The sequence below is a fragment of the Chryseobacterium sp. NG-CE01 genome (assembly GCF_055695505.1).
In genome coordinates this window covers 4,304,021-4,320,002 of record NZ_CM146369.1, presented here as the reverse complement: position 1 = coordinate 4,320,002, position 15,982 = coordinate 4,304,021, and the positions used below count along the sequence as shown (strand labels likewise).

General features: G+C 38.5%; 15 protein-coding genes. 3 read left to right on the top strand and 12 right to left on the bottom strand.

Translation table 11 applies throughout. The features are described from left to right. Positions 1 to 3: 3 nt before the first annotated feature. From ACYT6F_RS19625 to ACYT6F_RS19600, 6 genes are all read right to left on the bottom strand, one after another. Positions 4 to 2,784 carry a hypothetical protein gene (locus ACYT6F_RS19625; RefSeq protein ID WP_472599288.1) on the bottom strand — a complete coding sequence of 927 codons (2,781 nt, stop codon included), beginning with the start codon at positions 2,782 to 2,784 and terminating at the stop codon, positions 4 to 6. Between the two features lie 33 nt (positions 2,785 to 2,817). Then, positions 2,818 to 3,618, bottom strand: coding sequence for a fimbrial biogenesis chaperone (locus tag ACYT6F_RS19620; protein WP_472599287.1), 801 nt, complete (start codon positions 3,616 to 3,618; stop codon positions 2,818 to 2,820). A gap of 80 nt (positions 3,619 to 3,698) precedes the next feature. Next, positions 3,699 to 4,244, bottom strand: a complete 546-nt coding sequence (locus tag ACYT6F_RS19615) for a peptidoglycan-binding protein LysM (protein ID WP_472599286.1) — start codon at positions 4,242 to 4,244, stop codon at positions 3,699 to 3,701. Positions 4,245 to 4,664: 420 nt separating this feature from the next. After that, positions 4,665 to 5,210, bottom strand: coding sequence for a peptidoglycan-binding protein LysM (locus tag ACYT6F_RS19610; RefSeq protein ID WP_472599282.1), 546 nt, complete (start codon positions 5,208 to 5,210; stop codon positions 4,665 to 4,667). A gap of 332 nt (positions 5,211 to 5,542) precedes the next feature. Next, complete coding sequence (locus tag ACYT6F_RS19605; protein ID WP_472599285.1) at positions 5,543 to 6,646, bottom strand: linear amide C-N hydrolase; 1,104 nt, start codon at positions 6,644 to 6,646, stop codon at positions 5,543 to 5,545. A gap of 254 nt (positions 6,647 to 6,900) precedes the next feature. Then, positions 6,901 to 7,794, bottom strand: coding sequence for an SDR family oxidoreductase (locus tag ACYT6F_RS19600; protein ID WP_472599284.1), 894 nt, complete (start codon positions 7,792 to 7,794; stop codon positions 6,901 to 6,903). A gap of 139 nt (positions 7,795 to 7,933) precedes the next feature. Between ACYT6F_RS19600 and ACYT6F_RS19595 the strand changes: the two genes are divergently transcribed. Next, entirely contained in the window at positions 7,934 to 8,521 is a 588-nt protein-coding gene (locus tag ACYT6F_RS19595; RefSeq protein ID WP_472599283.1) for a Crp/Fnr family transcriptional regulator, read from the top strand. 231 nt (positions 8,522 to 8,752) lie between these two features. Here the strand turns inward: ACYT6F_RS19595 and ACYT6F_RS19590 are convergent, their stop codons facing one another. From ACYT6F_RS19590 to ACYT6F_RS19580, 3 genes are all read right to left on the bottom strand, one after another. Further along, the gene (locus tag ACYT6F_RS19590; protein WP_472599282.1) at positions 8,753 to 9,298 is read right to left on the bottom strand and encodes a peptidoglycan-binding protein LysM; all 546 of its coding nucleotides are present in this window, start codon (positions 9,296 to 9,298) and stop codon (positions 8,753 to 8,755) included. A 206-nt stretch (positions 9,299 to 9,504) separates the two neighbouring features. After that, complete coding sequence (locus ACYT6F_RS19585; RefSeq protein ID WP_472599281.1) at positions 9,505 to 10,050, bottom strand: peptidoglycan-binding protein LysM; 546 nt, start codon at positions 10,048 to 10,050, stop codon at positions 9,505 to 9,507. Positions 10,051 to 10,256: 206 nt separating this feature from the next. After that, a complete protein-coding gene (locus ACYT6F_RS19580) occupies positions 10,257 to 10,799 on the bottom strand; it encodes a peptidoglycan-binding protein LysM (RefSeq protein WP_472599280.1) in 543 nt (180 codons plus the stop codon). Positions 10,800 to 11,362: 563 nt separating this feature from the next. Between ACYT6F_RS19580 and ACYT6F_RS19575 the strand changes: the two genes are divergently transcribed. After that, positions 11,363 to 12,421: a lipocalin-like domain-containing protein gene (locus ACYT6F_RS19575; RefSeq protein ID WP_472599279.1), complete on the top strand. Its 1,059-nt coding sequence runs from the start codon at positions 11,363 to 11,365 to the stop codon at positions 12,419 to 12,421. Between the two features lie 360 nt (positions 12,422 to 12,781). Here ACYT6F_RS19575 and ACYT6F_RS19570 read toward each other — a convergent pair whose 3' ends face one another. The 3 genes from ACYT6F_RS19570 to ACYT6F_RS19560 all read right to left on the bottom strand — a co-directional run bounded on the left by ACYT6F_RS19570 (position 12,782) and on the right by ACYT6F_RS19560 (position 14,726). Further along, complete coding sequence (locus ACYT6F_RS19570; RefSeq protein ID WP_472599278.1) at positions 12,782 to 13,138, bottom strand: rhodanese-like domain-containing protein; 357 nt, start codon at positions 13,136 to 13,138, stop codon at positions 12,782 to 12,784. Between the two features lie 341 nt (positions 13,139 to 13,479). Continuing rightward, positions 13,480 to 14,373 carry a cation diffusion facilitator family transporter gene (locus ACYT6F_RS19565; RefSeq protein WP_472599277.1) on the bottom strand — a complete coding sequence of 298 codons (894 nt, stop codon included), beginning with the start codon at positions 14,371 to 14,373 and terminating at the stop codon, positions 13,480 to 13,482. Positions 14,374 to 14,432: 59 nt separating this feature from the next. Further along, positions 14,433 to 14,726 (bottom strand): hypothetical protein, encoded by a 294-nt coding sequence (locus ACYT6F_RS19560; RefSeq protein ID WP_472601147.1) that lies wholly within the window; start codon positions 14,724 to 14,726, stop codon positions 14,433 to 14,435. A 448-nt stretch (positions 14,727 to 15,174) separates the two neighbouring features. Between ACYT6F_RS19560 and ACYT6F_RS19555 the strand changes: the two genes are divergently transcribed. Beyond that, positions 15,175 to 15,951, top strand: coding sequence for an SDR family NAD(P)-dependent oxidoreductase (locus ACYT6F_RS19555; RefSeq protein WP_472599276.1), 777 nt, complete (start codon positions 15,175 to 15,177; stop codon positions 15,949 to 15,951). Positions 15,952 to 15,982 lie beyond the last annotated feature (31 nt).

Here is a 15,982-nt window from a genome sequence, read left to right as displayed (position 1 = left end):
AATTTAAAACTTTTTCACCTTAATGGTGGTGTCTTTCTTCTTATATTCAAAAACCACGGTTTCAGAATATCCTTCTTTTGTTACCTGAATAGTCTGGATAGGTTGTGTATAGCTGTATTTATCATTTTCAATATAGAGGTCGTATTTTCCGTCTTTCAGGAAAAACTCAAACTCATTTTTTTGGTTAACCACTGCGGTATAGATCATGCCATCTTCGCCTTTTGCATACACCACTATCCCCGTTACGTCCGTTTCCAGAGCATCATAGGCTTGTTTGATCTCTTTTAATCTTCCACTTACCCTGATGTTTTTTACCAAGCCTACTTTGCGGTTGATATTATTATTTACCAGAATTACAGGATCCATCATCAGGCGGGCACCCGCACTTTCGTTCACCTTCAGGGTGTAAATGCCTTCAGGAACATTCTGAAAAACTACTTTCCCGTTCTTATCGGTCATTGCAACAAAATTGTCCAGTTTCACTATTTCATTAGCCAGAACCAATTCACCCGCATCCAGAAGTCCATTGAAATTTTTATCTTCAAATAACTGGAAGGTTACTTTATGGTTTCCGAGGGCCGTAGCTACGGTAAAATATTTTTTAATCCCCACTCTGAACTGGTAAAAACTGCCGCTGCTGGCATAAGCAGCCGTAGATTTATAACCGGAAAAATTAAAATATCCTGTGGTGGACCAGGAAGGCGAAATCTTATATTCCAGATTGCCGGTTATATTGCTGTTTAAATTTTTGTACAGTTCCGAGTAGGCAGTTCCTGCTGAGAAAGATCCGATCAGATTATTATTAAGCATCTGGAAATTATACGACGCGTATAAATTATAGTTGGCGAAATTACGGTCTACATCGTAATAAGAATTTAAATCAAAAACATTAATTGCGTTCCATTGGGCTGTTCCGTTGAGAGAGAAGGATTTATACCTGTAAGACAATGTTGTTTTCAGGCTGTTAAACCAATCGTCCCTATTATTTTCTTTCGAATAAGAATATTCCGCTGATAAGTTCAATCCGTGAGCACCCAATGTAGTACTTATATTGGCCTCAAGCCGGTAAGAAAAAAGTTCCTGAGATGTGTAAAAATTAGCTGTTTTTTGTTTTTCAACCTTTGGCGCAAGTAGAAAATTCCAATTCTTTAAAGAAAACTGATAACCTGATCCCAACGCTTCTGTACTGTTAAAATAATACCGCAGATTGTCGGTATTACCAGATTGGATAGGTGCGCTCTGAACACTCAGGAATTCGGGATCAACCTGTGAATTCTGATATTGTATAAACGCGCGCTGCGTAGGAGAAAATTGATGGCCGATCCGCTGATTTAAGAAAAAAGATCCCCGTTTGATTCCTGCATAACTTTTGGTGGCAAAAGAATTAACAGATTGTATATCCCAGTTTCCCATTTTCCCTTCGTAATTGGCTCCCATTGAAGCACCTGCGTTTTCATCTTTGTTCAAAAGACCTTTCTCGTGACTCAGGCCTGCTTCCGTGCGGATGGTGTTTTTGTCGTTAATTAAAAATGACGTTACGGCGTTCGCTACCTGTGTTTCCACATTAAGGCGCGGATCACGGTCAAACAGATAGGACACTTTCCCATTGAAAGATTTAGCATTCCCAAAATTATATTTTGCACCCACCATGGTAGATCCTTTTGCCTGTTGGAAAAAAGTACCATACAGGTTATAATTATTTTCCAGAGCGAGAATTTCAACCTGATTACTGTTGCCAAATTTAGTAGAAACTTTCCCGCCTCTCCCGAAAATCGGATAATCGTAATCGCTGCTGTTAACATTTCCTAACCGTAATACCGTATTTTTCCTCTCTAGTTCCAGCCATGTATCATACACATTATAGCGGCCGTCTTCAAGATAGTAATCCGTACCTAAATTGAAACGCGATTTCAGATTTTCCGTCACACGAAACGCTGTGTTTCCTCTCAATTGAAGAAAATTGAAGCCTGAACTGTTTCCATTATAGCTCATTTCTGCAAAATTAGTTCCGCCCACCGCTTCGTTTCCCCTGGCAATTTGCCTGTTGTTCGATAAAATGACCAGGTGGAGAGTGTTGCCTCCCACAATCTCATTATTAAGCAGGTCTGTGGCCGTTGCATTAATATTAAATTCCGGAAAAAGCATGTTCTGTCTTCTGACTACGATTTTGATCTCAACCGTTTGTTTTTCCAAACCTTCCAGAGATACGGTCTGTTGCTTTGGCAGCATTTCCAAACCATCAGGGATGGATTGCAAATCAATCTTAACGGTTCGTTTACTATAGCCCTGGTTTTCTACTATCAGCAGAATTGAGGAGTCCGGCGCCGCAGGATTAATGAAATTTTCGTATGCTGCCGTATAAATTGCGATGTTTTTGTTCTCTTCTTTTTCGATGAAGAACGAAGCGCTTTCAGTTCTGGTAACCGCTGGAGTGGTGTACGAAACCTGGAATCTGATCTCATTAGATCTTAGTTTCATAAAATCCACGTTGGCGATCAGTTTTACAGGAAGATTTTTAGACTGGCCAGCACCTAAGGTAAAGTCATTTTTAGGGTATAAAAGCAAACCCGGGTAATTTTCCTGAGGCATGATATTCTGAATTGTAATTTCTTCAGAGCTTTTATTCTCAATGATAAGGAAATTAGTAAAAGTCGAACCCTTCTCAACAGCTATGCTGCCTTTTTCAAAATGGATTTCAACATCCTTCTTTTCCTGCGCAAAGGCTAACGAAAAGTGCAGAAGAACAATTGCAAAAAATAAGATTGTTCTTTTTATGATAGACATCGATATTCCATTTTGTGGTTTCAAGACTTAATTTTAAAATTTAAAGTTTTTTTCGCCTACGCGTAAATCATTGGAGCCTGCCATTTTAATAATAGCTACACCAAGGAAGTTCCCTGAAATGTTATCCGGTAAAGAAAATTGAACAACCTGATTGGCATTGGGGAGCATGGAGATGGAAATTGCGGGTAATTTTATTTCCTTACCACGGTCTGTGTCAGTTAGTTCAAACTCAACGGTGGCATCGTTGACCGTGTTTCCGTCGTTATGGATACTTACTGCTACTTTTCTGTTCGGGGCACCCGCATTACTCACCTCTGAAATATTGGTAATATCCAAACTTTTTACATTGTTCCCCGGTGGAGTATAAAATATGTGAAGTCCTACCTCAAATAAGGTGATAATACCGATCCCGTTTTGAGCGCGTACCTGGTCTGCCTGCTGGGGAAGCTGGGTGAAAAACAACATGCTGTTCGTAACGGCAGACTTTGATGCGTTTGCCGGAATCTGCATGGTCACTACAATCTCCTTTGTACTTTTCGCAGGAACTGTGACAGCGTTTTCTAAGGTGGACACCCAGGAGGCATTGGAAGTTTTTGAACTGCCTGCATCAAGATACACCTTATTTCCGTCTTCGTCTCTAACCCAATCTTTATAGTTGAGATTAAAAACATAATCTTTGTCTGAGCTGTTTTGAAGCGTGACTTTCTGTGTTATTTTTTCTCCTGGATTACCGGTAAAAAATAAGCGTGTAGGCGACATTGAAATACTTTGTGCCAGAAGTGAAGTAGACCCAGTAAGGATAAAGAAAATGAAAAGGTGAATAAACTTGTGCATGGTGTGAATTATTTAAAAATAAAGATTCCCAAAACTACTGAAACTTAACTAAAGGAACCTTTATAAACTAAAAAATTTTATTATAAAGCAGTCGCAGTATACGTTACTGTTTGTGTATACGTTCCGGCTGGTTTCCCTAAAATATCAGAAGATGATGATTTTGCCGCTGGAATGGTGTAATCTAAATTCAAAGTTAATGCACTTCCAAGGGGAGCATTTGCCACTAAAGTCTGATCGGCTGCAGATAACACAACAGCATTTTTCGTACCGCCCATGGTTCCGGCAGCTGCTGCAGCTTTGATCATCAAAACATTTACTGGGATTAAGTTGGTTCCATTGATAAAATTCGCGCCACCTGCTTTTACTTTTACATCAAAGCTTTTTGTTGAAGTAACTTTCAAAGCGTTGGCCTGAGCTATGGTTTTTTCCGAGTTATAATCCCCTGCAGTAACATAGTTGAAGGCCACTGCACCGCCACCTGCAGTACTTCCGTTATCGATAGAGATTACATCATTTAAGGTAATGTTTACGGTTGTAGTTGCGGTAGTATTCTGAGCCTGGATCGTGTTTGTTCCTAATACGAATGCTCCGATAGTTAATGCTGCGATTGCGATCTGCTTTTTCATAATGATATATTTTTATTTTTTATTCTTGTTTAATTGTTCTCTTTTGAACATTACAAATGTACATCGGCAATACATTTTTCTATGTAGTGGAACATGGAAGTTGTTGTAGTGAAATCGCCACAGGTATTTAAGTTTATTCGTTTAAAAATATAAATCGTCATTATAAATGATAATTTTTCCTAAGGCACATTTCTCTATATGGAGTTAATACATACAAAAATCAAAGGCCTCCCGTAGAAAGCCTTTGAAACACCAAATCACAAAATATTAATATGATAAAATTTATTTTTCAGTGAGGAAATAATTTTGCTAACATCCGGAATCCGGATATGCAGATCTTTAGGTCATAATTTGCTGACAAATAAAATTAATTTCCTGATACTATTTAATCCTGCAGAAGTTTCTTTAAAATTCAGCAATTTATAAAGCAGTCGCAGTATAGGTTACCGTTTGAGTATATGTTCCGGCTGGTTTCCCTAAAATATCAGAAGAAGATGATTTTGCTGCAGGAATGGTGTAATCTAAATTCAAAGTTAATGCGCTTCCAAGCGGAGCATTTGCCACTAAAGTCTGATCAGCTGCAGATAACACAACAGCGTTTTTCGTACCACCCATGGTTCCGGCAGCCGCAGCCGCTTTAATTGTCAAAACATTTACTGGGATTAAGTTGGTTCCATTGATAAAATTCGCGCCTCCTGCTTTTACTTTTACATCAAAGCTTTTGGTTGAAGTAACTTTCAAAGCGTTGGCTTGGGCTACAGTTTTTTCAGAGTTATAGTCTGCTGCAGTAACATAGTTAAAGGCCACTGCACCGCCACCTGCAGTACTTCCGTTATCGATAGAGATTACATCATTCAGGGTAATGTTTACGGTTGTAGTTGCGGTAGTATTCTGAGCCTGAACAGTGTTGGTTCCTAATACGAATGCTCCGATAGTTAATGCTGCGATTGCGATCTGCTTTTTCATAATGATATATTTTTATTTTTTATTCTTGTTTAATTGTTCTCTTTTGAACATTACAAATGTACATCGGCAATAAATTTTTCTATGTAGTGGAACATGGAAGTTGATGTAGTGAAATCGCTACAGGTGTTTTCGGTCAATCATTTACATAAGAAAGCCCTCAACACTTTGAAGTGTTGAGGGCTTTCCTCAAATCGTTGTTTGGTATAATTATAAAGCGGTCGCTGTATAAATAATCGTTTGTGTATACGTTCCGGCAGGGTTTCAAGAGCCGTCAGCTACAATTACGGCAATAAGAGGATAAATCACGCTGTATCAGCAAATTTTAACTGGCTTTACGATTTCGGCAAAATGGTTTCAAAAAATTGAGCAATATTTTTTTTCAATTTCTCAAAAATGCTTGAATTTCCAAACTCTTTATTGTCATATCCTATCGGAAATCCTTTCTCAACATATTGATTATTTTTCTCAACCGTAAGATTTTGAAATTCATTGTTGACCATTCCGATTTCATCAGTGTGAATATCCAAATATTTCACAGCAGCATTTTTGGAAAAATCCAGCTTTTTGATATCGATGGTTTTTATCTCTTTTTTTAGATCTGATCTAAAATACAGATTCATTGACTTAGTATCAATAACGGTCTGCCATTCGCCCGGATGTATCGAATTTAAAATATTCCAGGCATAGTCTACAGGCTTTTCATCATACGCGTAATTTTTCAGCATGTAATAAGCACGGTTGTAGCGATCTTCCCAGTTTTGGTTTTGTTTAAAATCAAACTTTTCAGGTCCGCCGAGAAAATCAAATTTTTTGGCCGCAGTTAAATCCTTTTGGTATTGATTATTGCACAGGAGCGGCATCGGCATTTCCTTATTGGTCAGAACCGTATACTTGCCATTCAGCAAAGCTATCGTTGCTGAGTTTCCTTCTGCATCGGTGAGGAAAAAGTGACTGCCGGCCGCGTTAGGCCACCAGTCGATATTGGGTCCGTCATTAAGGTTATTGATTACTTCTTTCACCGTTTTGTAATTATCCAACTGGTATTGGATCCATTGCGCCCAGAACATATTGGCTTGTTTTGGATTATATACCTTACTGGTTTCTTCCAGGTATAATTCAACTAAGAAAAGACCTTTTTCATTGACTCCATAGCAGGGAAAATCATATCCCAAAAGATTAAAGGTAACAGACCCGAATTTTGAGGTCCACTGTTGATGAGGCTGAAGCTGGTCCGTTGTTAAGTTCTGCCAGCTTATATTCCTTTTATAAACATCACGTTTATTGACTACAATCATGCCCGGCATTGTCTTCCAGTTTTCATTGAAGCCAACGATGTTGTAATTTTTACCTGTCAGCAAAAAAGCAGAGCATGCCTGACTTTGGACCGAATACAGCATAACACAGAGCATGATATGGCGGAGAAAGAAAATTTTCATAACAAATAATATATTGATTAGTGGCTAACAGCAATAGAAATTCACAGACTTTATTTCTAATAACAAATATATCATAATCAACCACAATAGGTCAATGGTTATTTCTAACCAAAATGGATAATTAACCGAACTTAAATATAAACCTAGAAATCAAACGATTAACTGAATGTAATTACGAAAAATCCCGGCTTTGTTTGCCGGGATTCTAAATTTTAGTCTTATTTTTTGAATTTTCAGAGAAACTTTCCTTGATATTAGAAAAAATATTGATCCAGTTCTTCAATAAAACTATTTTCAGAAGGTTCCCATCCTAATTTTTCCTGAGTCTTCACACTTGTTGCCGGGCAATCTGCTCCAACAAAAAACGTCATCCAGGTGAAATATTCTGATGCCTCTTCCTGAGACAGAGATTTAACAGGAATATTAAGTTTTTGACCGATTAATTCTGCAAAATCTTTCATTGATAAGGGCTGGTCATTATTAACGGCATTATATCGCGCTCTAATTTCTCCTTTTTCAAATACCAGACGAAATAGTTTTGCGGCGTCTGTACGATGAACAGAAGGCCAGACGTTATTTCCCTCTCCAATGTAAGCTGCCAGTCCGTTAGTTTTCGCCTGCTCAGCAAGCATCACTCCAAAACCTCCTTTAAAACCCGATTCAGAATTTCCGTAAACACTCGGGGATAGACGAACGATAGATGCCCTGACACCAGATTCCGATAGATCTGCAAATGCTTTTTCAGAAAATCTGATTGAATCTGCTGGTGCTTTACTTTCCTCTGTGACTTTTCCGTTGATAAGGGGAAGTCCTAAAGTCCCGCCTGTTACCACAATGGGTTTATCGGTTCCTTTTAACACTTCGCCCATTGCTTCAATAGCTTTCTGATCTTTGAGTGCATTGCTTTGATAATCTGAAAAATCGTGTATAAAAGCGGTATGAATGACGCCATCCGTTTCTCTTGCTCCTTTTTGCAAAATATCGAGAGTCTCCAAATCTCCTCTTAAAACTTCTGCTCCGGCTTCTCTGATGGATCTTGCAGATTCCTCCGAACGCGCCAGTCCAACTACCTGATATCCGTTTGATAACAACTCTTTTACAACTGCTGAGCCTACAAATCCTGATGCTCCTGTTACAAATACTTTCATATTCTTAAATTTTGTTTTTGTAATAATTTCTAATGCAAATGTAGTTGTGAATGAATCCCGAAAACGAGGTCATTTGACACAATTTTCATATTAATTCAATAAAAAGAATTAATTTTAAATATAATTTCAGTTTTTGAAAATGTCAGAGATTCTTAAAAATTACTTTCAGAGAGTTCTTCCCGATTTCACGGATGAAAAGTTCAATTTCATCCTGTATAAAAGTCAATTGATAAAACTTCAACGGAAAGAAATGGTATGCCGGCAAGGCGATGTTTGTAATCTGAAAATCTTTGTTGCCAAAGGACTTCTTCGAAATTATTCAACCTCTGAAGATGGCAATGAACATATTCTTCAGTTTGTTAACGAAAAGTCATGGACAACCGACCCCGAAAGTTTCTACAACAATACGCCTTCCAAGCTGACGATTGAGGCAATGGAATCTTCGGAAATCTTCGCTTTTAATCTTGAAGATTTTGCTGAACTGCGAAAACAGATCCCTGAACTCAATATTTTTGTAGAGAACATCCTGACAAGAAAGTCCATGGAAATCCATAGACGGCTTTTGATGAATATCAGCAGCAGTCCGGAAGAAAAATACCTGGATTTCATCAATACGTACCCTGATATTTTCAACCGGGTTCCTCTTCACATGGTAGCTTCTTATCTTGGCCTTTCGAGGGAAACATTATCGCGCGTCCGCAGAAATATTCTGAAGACAGTGATTTGAAACTGTCATAATCCAGTCGCCAGAATTCGTTTATAGGATTTACGAAATGGAAATTTCTTTATTTTTATATCTAAATATTACGATCTTTAACGTAGATCTTAATACCACTTCTTATAGTGATAATACATTTGTATTCTTTCTTATAGGTATTTTATAATGCAGTTCATTTAAATAAGAAAGCCCCCAACACCTTGAAAGTGTTGGAGGCTGATATAAAAATTTCCTTTTTTATTATAAAGCAGTCGCAGTATACGTTACTGTTTGCGTATACGTTCCGGCTGGTTTCCCTAAAATATCAGAAGATGATGATTTTGCCGCTGGAATGGTGTAGTCCAAATTCAGAGTTAAGGCGCTTCCAAGCGGAGCATTTGCCACTAAAGTCTGATCAGCTGCAGATAAAACAACAGCATTTTTTGTACCTCCCATGGTTCCGGCAGCCGCAGCCGCTTTGATCGTCAAAACATTTACTGGGATTAAGTTGGTTCCATTAATAAAATTTGCGCCACCTGCTTTTACTTTTACATCAAAGCTTTTTGTTGAAGTAACTTTCAGAGCGTTGGCCTGAGCTACGGTTTTTTCCGAGTTATAGTCTGCTGCAGTAACATAGTTGAAGGCTACTGCACCGCCTCCTGCAGTACTTCCGTTATCGATGGAAATAACATCATTCAGGGTAATGTTTACGGTTGTAGTTGCGGTAGTATTCTGAGCCTGAACAGTGTTGGTTCCTAATACGAATGCTCCGATAGTTAATGCTGCAATTGCGATCTGCTTTTTCATAATGATATATTTTTATTTTTTATTCTTGTTTAATTGTTCTCTTTTGAACATTACAAATGTACATCGACGAAAAAAGTTTCTATGTAGTGGAACATGGAAGTTGATGTAGTGAAATCGCCACAGATATTTTAGTTCATTCACTTAAATAAGAAAGCCCCCAACACCTTGAAAGTGTTGAGGGCTGATATAAAAATTCCCTTTTTTTATTATAAAGCAGTTGCAGTATACGTTACTGTTTGCGTATAAGTTCCGGCTGGTTTCCCTAAAATGTCAGAAGAAGATGATTTTGCCGCTGGAATGGTGTAATCAAGATTCAGTGTTAATGCGCTTCCCAACGGAGCATTTGCCACTAAAGTTTTTTCTGCTACAGATAAAATAACATCCGTTTTTGTACCGCCCATCGTTCCGGAAGCAGCTGAAGCCTTGATCGTCAGAACATCTACCGGGATTGAATTGGAGCCATTGACAAAATTCGCACCCCCTGCTTTTACTTTTACATTAAAATTCTTAGTTGAAGTAACTTTCAAAGCGTTGGCCTGAGCTACGGTTTGTGTCGTATTATAGTCCGCTGCAGTAACATAGTTAAAGGCCACTGTACCACCACCTGCAGTACTTCCGTTATCGATAGAGATTACATCATTTAAGGTAATGTTTACGGCTGTAGTTGCGGTAGTATTCTGAGCCTGAACAGTGTTGGTTCCTAATACGAATGCTCCGATAGTTAATGCTGCGATTGCAATTTGTTTTTTCATAATGATATATTTTTATTTTTTATTCTTGTTTAATTGTTCTCTTTTGAACATTACAAATCTACAGCAGCAATAATTTTTTTTATGTAGTGGAACATGGAAGTTGATGTAGTGAAATCGCCACAGGTATTTTCGGTCATTCACTTAAATAAGAAAGCCCTCAACACTTCAAAGTGTTGAGGGCTTCCTAAAATTATTGTTCGTTCTAATTATAAAGCAGTCGCAGTATAAATAACGGTTTGTGTATAAGCTCCGGCTGGTTTACCTAAAAGTACCTTTGATGCTTTTTCCGCCGGAATAGAGTAGGCAATATTTAAAGATTGTTTTGCTCCTGACGCAGCATTACTTACCAGCACCTGATCAGTGGCAGATAAGGTAACCTCATTCAGAGTTCCCACTAAACTTCCGCCCGGTATTGCTTTTACCTTTAATATATCTACCGGTATTACGTTTGAGCCACTTACAAAGTTTGCGCCTTCAGATTTTACTTTGACATCAAAATTTTTGGAGGAAATGATGACCAAACTGTTAGGAACCGTCACATTTTTTGATGAATTATAATCTTTTGTACTTCCGTAATTAAAATCTACAGTGCCTCCTGAAGCAACAGTGCCTGCATCCATTGCAATAACATCTGCTAAAATAATATTTACAGATGTACTAACCTGCTCAGAGTTTTGTGCCAAAACCTGGTTGGTTCCTAAAGCGATTGCTCCCAAAGACAGCGCAGCGATAACAATTTGTTTTTTCATGATAGAATAATTTAAAGGAACTCTAATAAAATGATGCCATTCAGTATAATTATACTGACAAATGTCATTAAAATCAAATCTAATAACATTATTTGACATGGCCAAGTTTTATTTTTTATTAATTAACTAATTGCAAATCATTATTTTATTGATATTTTATTCTTAATCGGGACAAATTTTGTTGTTATATTTCACTCTAAAATGATAAATGAATGTGCGTTTTTAAGCGATATCATGATTTTTGTGTAACATTACTTCAGAAATGGATATATTATTAATCTTAATTTTCTGCTCAAACCACCTCTAAGGAAATACCGGAAATCGTATTTCTACCTAACAGACATTATAGTAATTTATACTCTATAAAAAGAAAGAAAATCTTCGTTACTTTGACTTCATGAAACATATTATGGATTTCATGCAACATCTGACTCTTTAACAGTTAGAGATTATATGATGCTTTCAATCAAGAGGTTATACCTGTTTCCATATTTCAAAGGGAAAACCAATGGCTAAATCTGCCGGTTTTAGATACTGATAATTAAAAATTAAAATAAACTAATATGTCTGAAAATCAAGAAAACACACCTTCGATCATTTTACCGGATGATCAGTACGCTCACACTGGTGCTCCTACGGAGTGGTGGTGGTATGTGGGAACTTTATATGCTGATGACGGCCGTACGTTCGGTTTTGAAATTAATGCAGCAGGTATGACAAATAACTTATCTGCCTATGCTTTTACCCAGATACAGATAACGGATGTTAAAAATCAACGCAATTATCAAAGAGTAAATGTAATAATACCTTGTCCACCCAATTGGGCACAATATGATAAAACACAACCTTGGTTTGTAAGGTTAGGACAAAGTGGTACCGATGGTGCTGTTGCAATGTCTGCTTTGGATGGCAATGTCTTGAATATGTCGGTGCAGGCAACCTTTACAGATGTTGATCCTGATTCCGGTACCAATACAAACTGTGAGCTTGATTTAAATTTTCTTCAGGAAGGCCCGCCATTGCTTGTCTGGGGAACTGGCTGTAATCTGGTAGATCCAAGCGGTACAAGTCCCATAAGCCGAAATAATTATTATTATTCTTTAACGAATTTACATGCAAGCGGAATGATTAGAATAGGTAACGAAGAGATTAAGGTGAGTGGTTTAACATGGATGGATCATGAGTATGGCGCATTTCCAAACGGATCAACGGGAAAAGTAATATGGTTATTACAAGATATCCAGTTGGAAAATGGACTGCATCTTTCCAATTATACAAAATTCGGCGTAGTACCGGAAGAAAATGTTCCAATACCTTCCAATGCTACATTATTAGTCAATGGCGAAAGCATATTCTTAAAAACAATAACAACGCCTCTTGGCCCTACATTTATTAGCAGAAAAGGCATAATTTATTTCCTGAAGTTTAAGATTGAATTTGAAGATTATAAGCATTTAAGCTTTATAGTAAATGTTTCTTATCCGGATCAGGTATTTAGAGATGTTGATAGTGCGGATGTATATGAAGGTGTTGCAACTGCCGAATTTCTATTTAATATCGCTGAAAACAAACAGGTCGTTATATCGAAAGGAACATCATGGGTAGAGCAGAATCTTGGATAATGCAGTTATTGAATGGGAGGTAAAATGTATCATTTGCCAATCCGCAAAATACCAACTACTGTGACAATCATCATTCGATGTCAGGATATCAACTAATATTTTCCTTTATCAGAGAAAATGCATACTCATTCCCACAAGTTACTTTGAGTTTAAGTAAGGGATTATTCCGATAGACAGTTAACTTTATAGTAATACATATTGTCTATTGGAATTGTAGACTAATTGCTTTAGCTTTGCAGCCGATTCTCATGTTTAATTTGAGTTTTCATGGTTATTAGTTTTTATCCTCACCTTTGGCTGGGGATTTTTTATTAATGGGAAAAGGTACTCCGTACAGAATGATTACAAATTATTGAACATTTAATGGGTTCTGTCAGGATCAAGATTATGCTGCAGATCGATCCACGCTCCTCCGTTATAAACATGCTTAAAATCTCTTTCTTTTAGAAGCTGCTCTGCTTTCACACTTCTTAGTCCGTGCGAACATACCGTGATATATGTTTTAGCGGTATCAAGCTCAGTATAACGTTCCCGGATTGTGCCCAGAGAAATATTTTTTGATCCCTGTATATGTCCTGTCTTATATTCTCTTTCAGTTCTTACATCCAGAATTACCGCACCATTTTCCACAAGCCGGCCCAGGCCGTTGTCCTGTGTCTTGAATTTGTAAATTCTGTAGGCAATATATAAGATAATAATGATCCCGCAGCCTATCAAAAACGCTCTTCATAATCTGCTTAATATTTTTCGGTCAATATAGAATGTGCCAAACGGTATTATGCACGCGAGCAGTACGATCCAGGTTGTCTGCTTAAATTTCCAGTTCTGTTCAACTTCTGATAACCATTTCTGTAGATGAGGCCAAAAGCTGTTTGAAGAATATGAAGTCGGGTTTCCTGTGATTTTTTCATTTAAAAATATCCTGCTTGCTTCAAAGTAACAAATTATATTTAAATCAGTCAATTGGCGTGGTTGTTTGTATGACTAGCTGATGATCGGAGACAGCGACTCGCAAAACAGTAAGGCAGATATACTTAAAAGAATTCATTTGTACTCTATTATTCAGGTTGAATGATAACAAATCGAACGAGCGGAAATTCAGCTTTTACCTTTTTGCGGATGCGCTGTATGGCTTGGGTAATTTCCCCTGTATCCAGATCATCTTGAAAGTCGATGATGAGCATCAGAACCACTTCTTCGGGAGACTGGTAGGTGGATAAAATATTCCGTGTTCGTACAACGGCTGCATCCTGTTCGGTAAGCTTTATAATCTTTTCCCTTGTCTCCGGAGCGATGCCTTCTCCCATCAGCAGGCTTCTGCTTTCCCTGGCAAGGATTAGTGAGACAAATACCAGGATCAATCCCACAATTACGGAGGCGACACCATCCAGTTCAGGGATATGGAAATAATAACCGATTCCCATTAAGATCATGACCACCACTAAGCCTGCTACGGCTGCGCCGTCTTCAAAGACGACCAGAAAGCTTGCAGGGTCTTTGCTTTTGACGATGGAATCCCACCATCCCTTACCAGTACGGGTCTTGTTGAACTCCTTTAGCGAGATCAGCAGTGACGTACCTTCAAACACAAGAGAAAGGATGAGAACGACATAGTTCCAGAAAATATTTGTAACGACTTCAGGTTCCCTGATATGCAGTATTCCTTGATAGACAGATAAACCGCCGCCCAGCCCGAATATCAGTATTGAAACTACGAAAGACCAGAAGTATAGCTCTTTTCCGTATCCGAAAGGATGGGATTCATCCGGCAATTTCTTACTTCGCTTTATTCCATAAAGCAACAATAGCTGGTTGGTGGTATCAACGGTGGAATGGATGCCTTCTGAAATCATGGAGGAGCTGTTGGTGAACGCTCCCGCTATAAACTTGGTCAGGGCGATCAGCAGATTGGCAGCGAGGGCACTGTAGATAGACTTGCGGTTATTGGCCATTTTTGTATTAAAATGTAGGGTTAAAAATTATATAACGAATTATGGTACAAGCGGATGATCTAAAGGCTGGTGAACAGATAGCCGATCAGAAAGATGCTGACAGACATGATCAGGACTGTCACTGTCAATATCAGGGCGTTATTTCCGACAAAAATGTTGTCTTTGATCTTCCTGTGAGTGCTCCGGTAGTTGAGGTAGGAGAGGAACAGGGTTACCATACCCGCGGCAACCAGTACCAGGCCGGTTAGTCCGGAATAATCCCTTTGAGTATGGATAATCACCCGGTTCGAATCCAGTAGGGTGATTTGTTTAAGGAATACGGAAAACTTCACGAGAATCAGCCCAAAACCCATTAGTGCTACCGAAGTCCTGAGCCACGCCAGGAAGGTCCGTTCATTAGCGAGATATTCGCCGGTCTTGTTTTTATCGTCATTCATAACGCTATTGTATGATATTCTTAAAACCAATGCAAACGGTAATCCATTAAAAGCTAATACGCATAATTTCTGCTCTTAATACCATAAGCCTTGCAGATATAGCCATTTAGCACTAATATTTCTGGTCAGCTCTAGCAACTTCAATGTTTCTCTCCGTTCGGAGAAGCATCTGGCTCGCTTTGGCAGTAAAACGACTGCCGCAAATTGACCTCATCCGAAGTTTATAATTAGTAATGGTCATAACCATAAGGTAGTACTTCACACGATAAAATCCTCAATCTGGCTTCATATTTCCTCAATTGGGATACATCAATTGTTTGTTATGGACGCATCTTTGCAATGTAAATTTAAAATAATTTGAAAAATGGTAAATAGAGAAGGAACTAAAATAGCCCTGGTATCAGGTGCCAATACGGGCGTTGGTTTTCAGATTGCAAAAGCCCTTACAGAAAACGGTTATATCGTGTATTTAGGGTCTCGCGATGTACAAAAAGGAGAAGCTGCTGCAGCTGAATTAGGCGAAAAAGCAAAAGCTGTTCAGCTGGATATTACGGACTCAGAATCAATCAGAAAGGCAGTGGAAATTATTGAAAATGAATATAATTATCTGACGCTGTTAGTCAATAATGCAGGGATCTCCCATGTTGGCAAAGAAGGCCGGACTATGGAAGAAGTTTTGGGCTCACAGCGTGCAAGTATTGCATCCATCAGCGAACTGAAATCAGTCTGGGAAACGAATGTTTTCGGAACACTTGCATTAACACAGGCGTTTTTGCCGCTGCTTCATAAAGCGCGGGGCGCACGCATTGTAACGGTTTCCAGCGCATTGGGCTCTCTTGGAATCAATGCCAATCCGGAAAATCCATACCGGGAGAATTTTGATGCGGTGTATGGTGCTTCTAAAACAGCACTCAACGGAATTTTTCTTTCATTGGCTATAGAGCTGGAAAAAACCAATATTAAAGTACATCTGGTAAGTCCGGGATTTACTGCAACAGCACTAAATAATTTTCAGGGAACAGATTCTGTGGAAGAAGGCTCAAAAGAGCCGATCCGTGTAGCACTGGCAGAAGATCTCCCGAATGGAAGTTTTACCGGCCCGGCCGATTTTAGCGGAAAGGATCATATTCTTCCCTGGTAAATTTTAAACTGAAACCTGTAATCTTTGATCA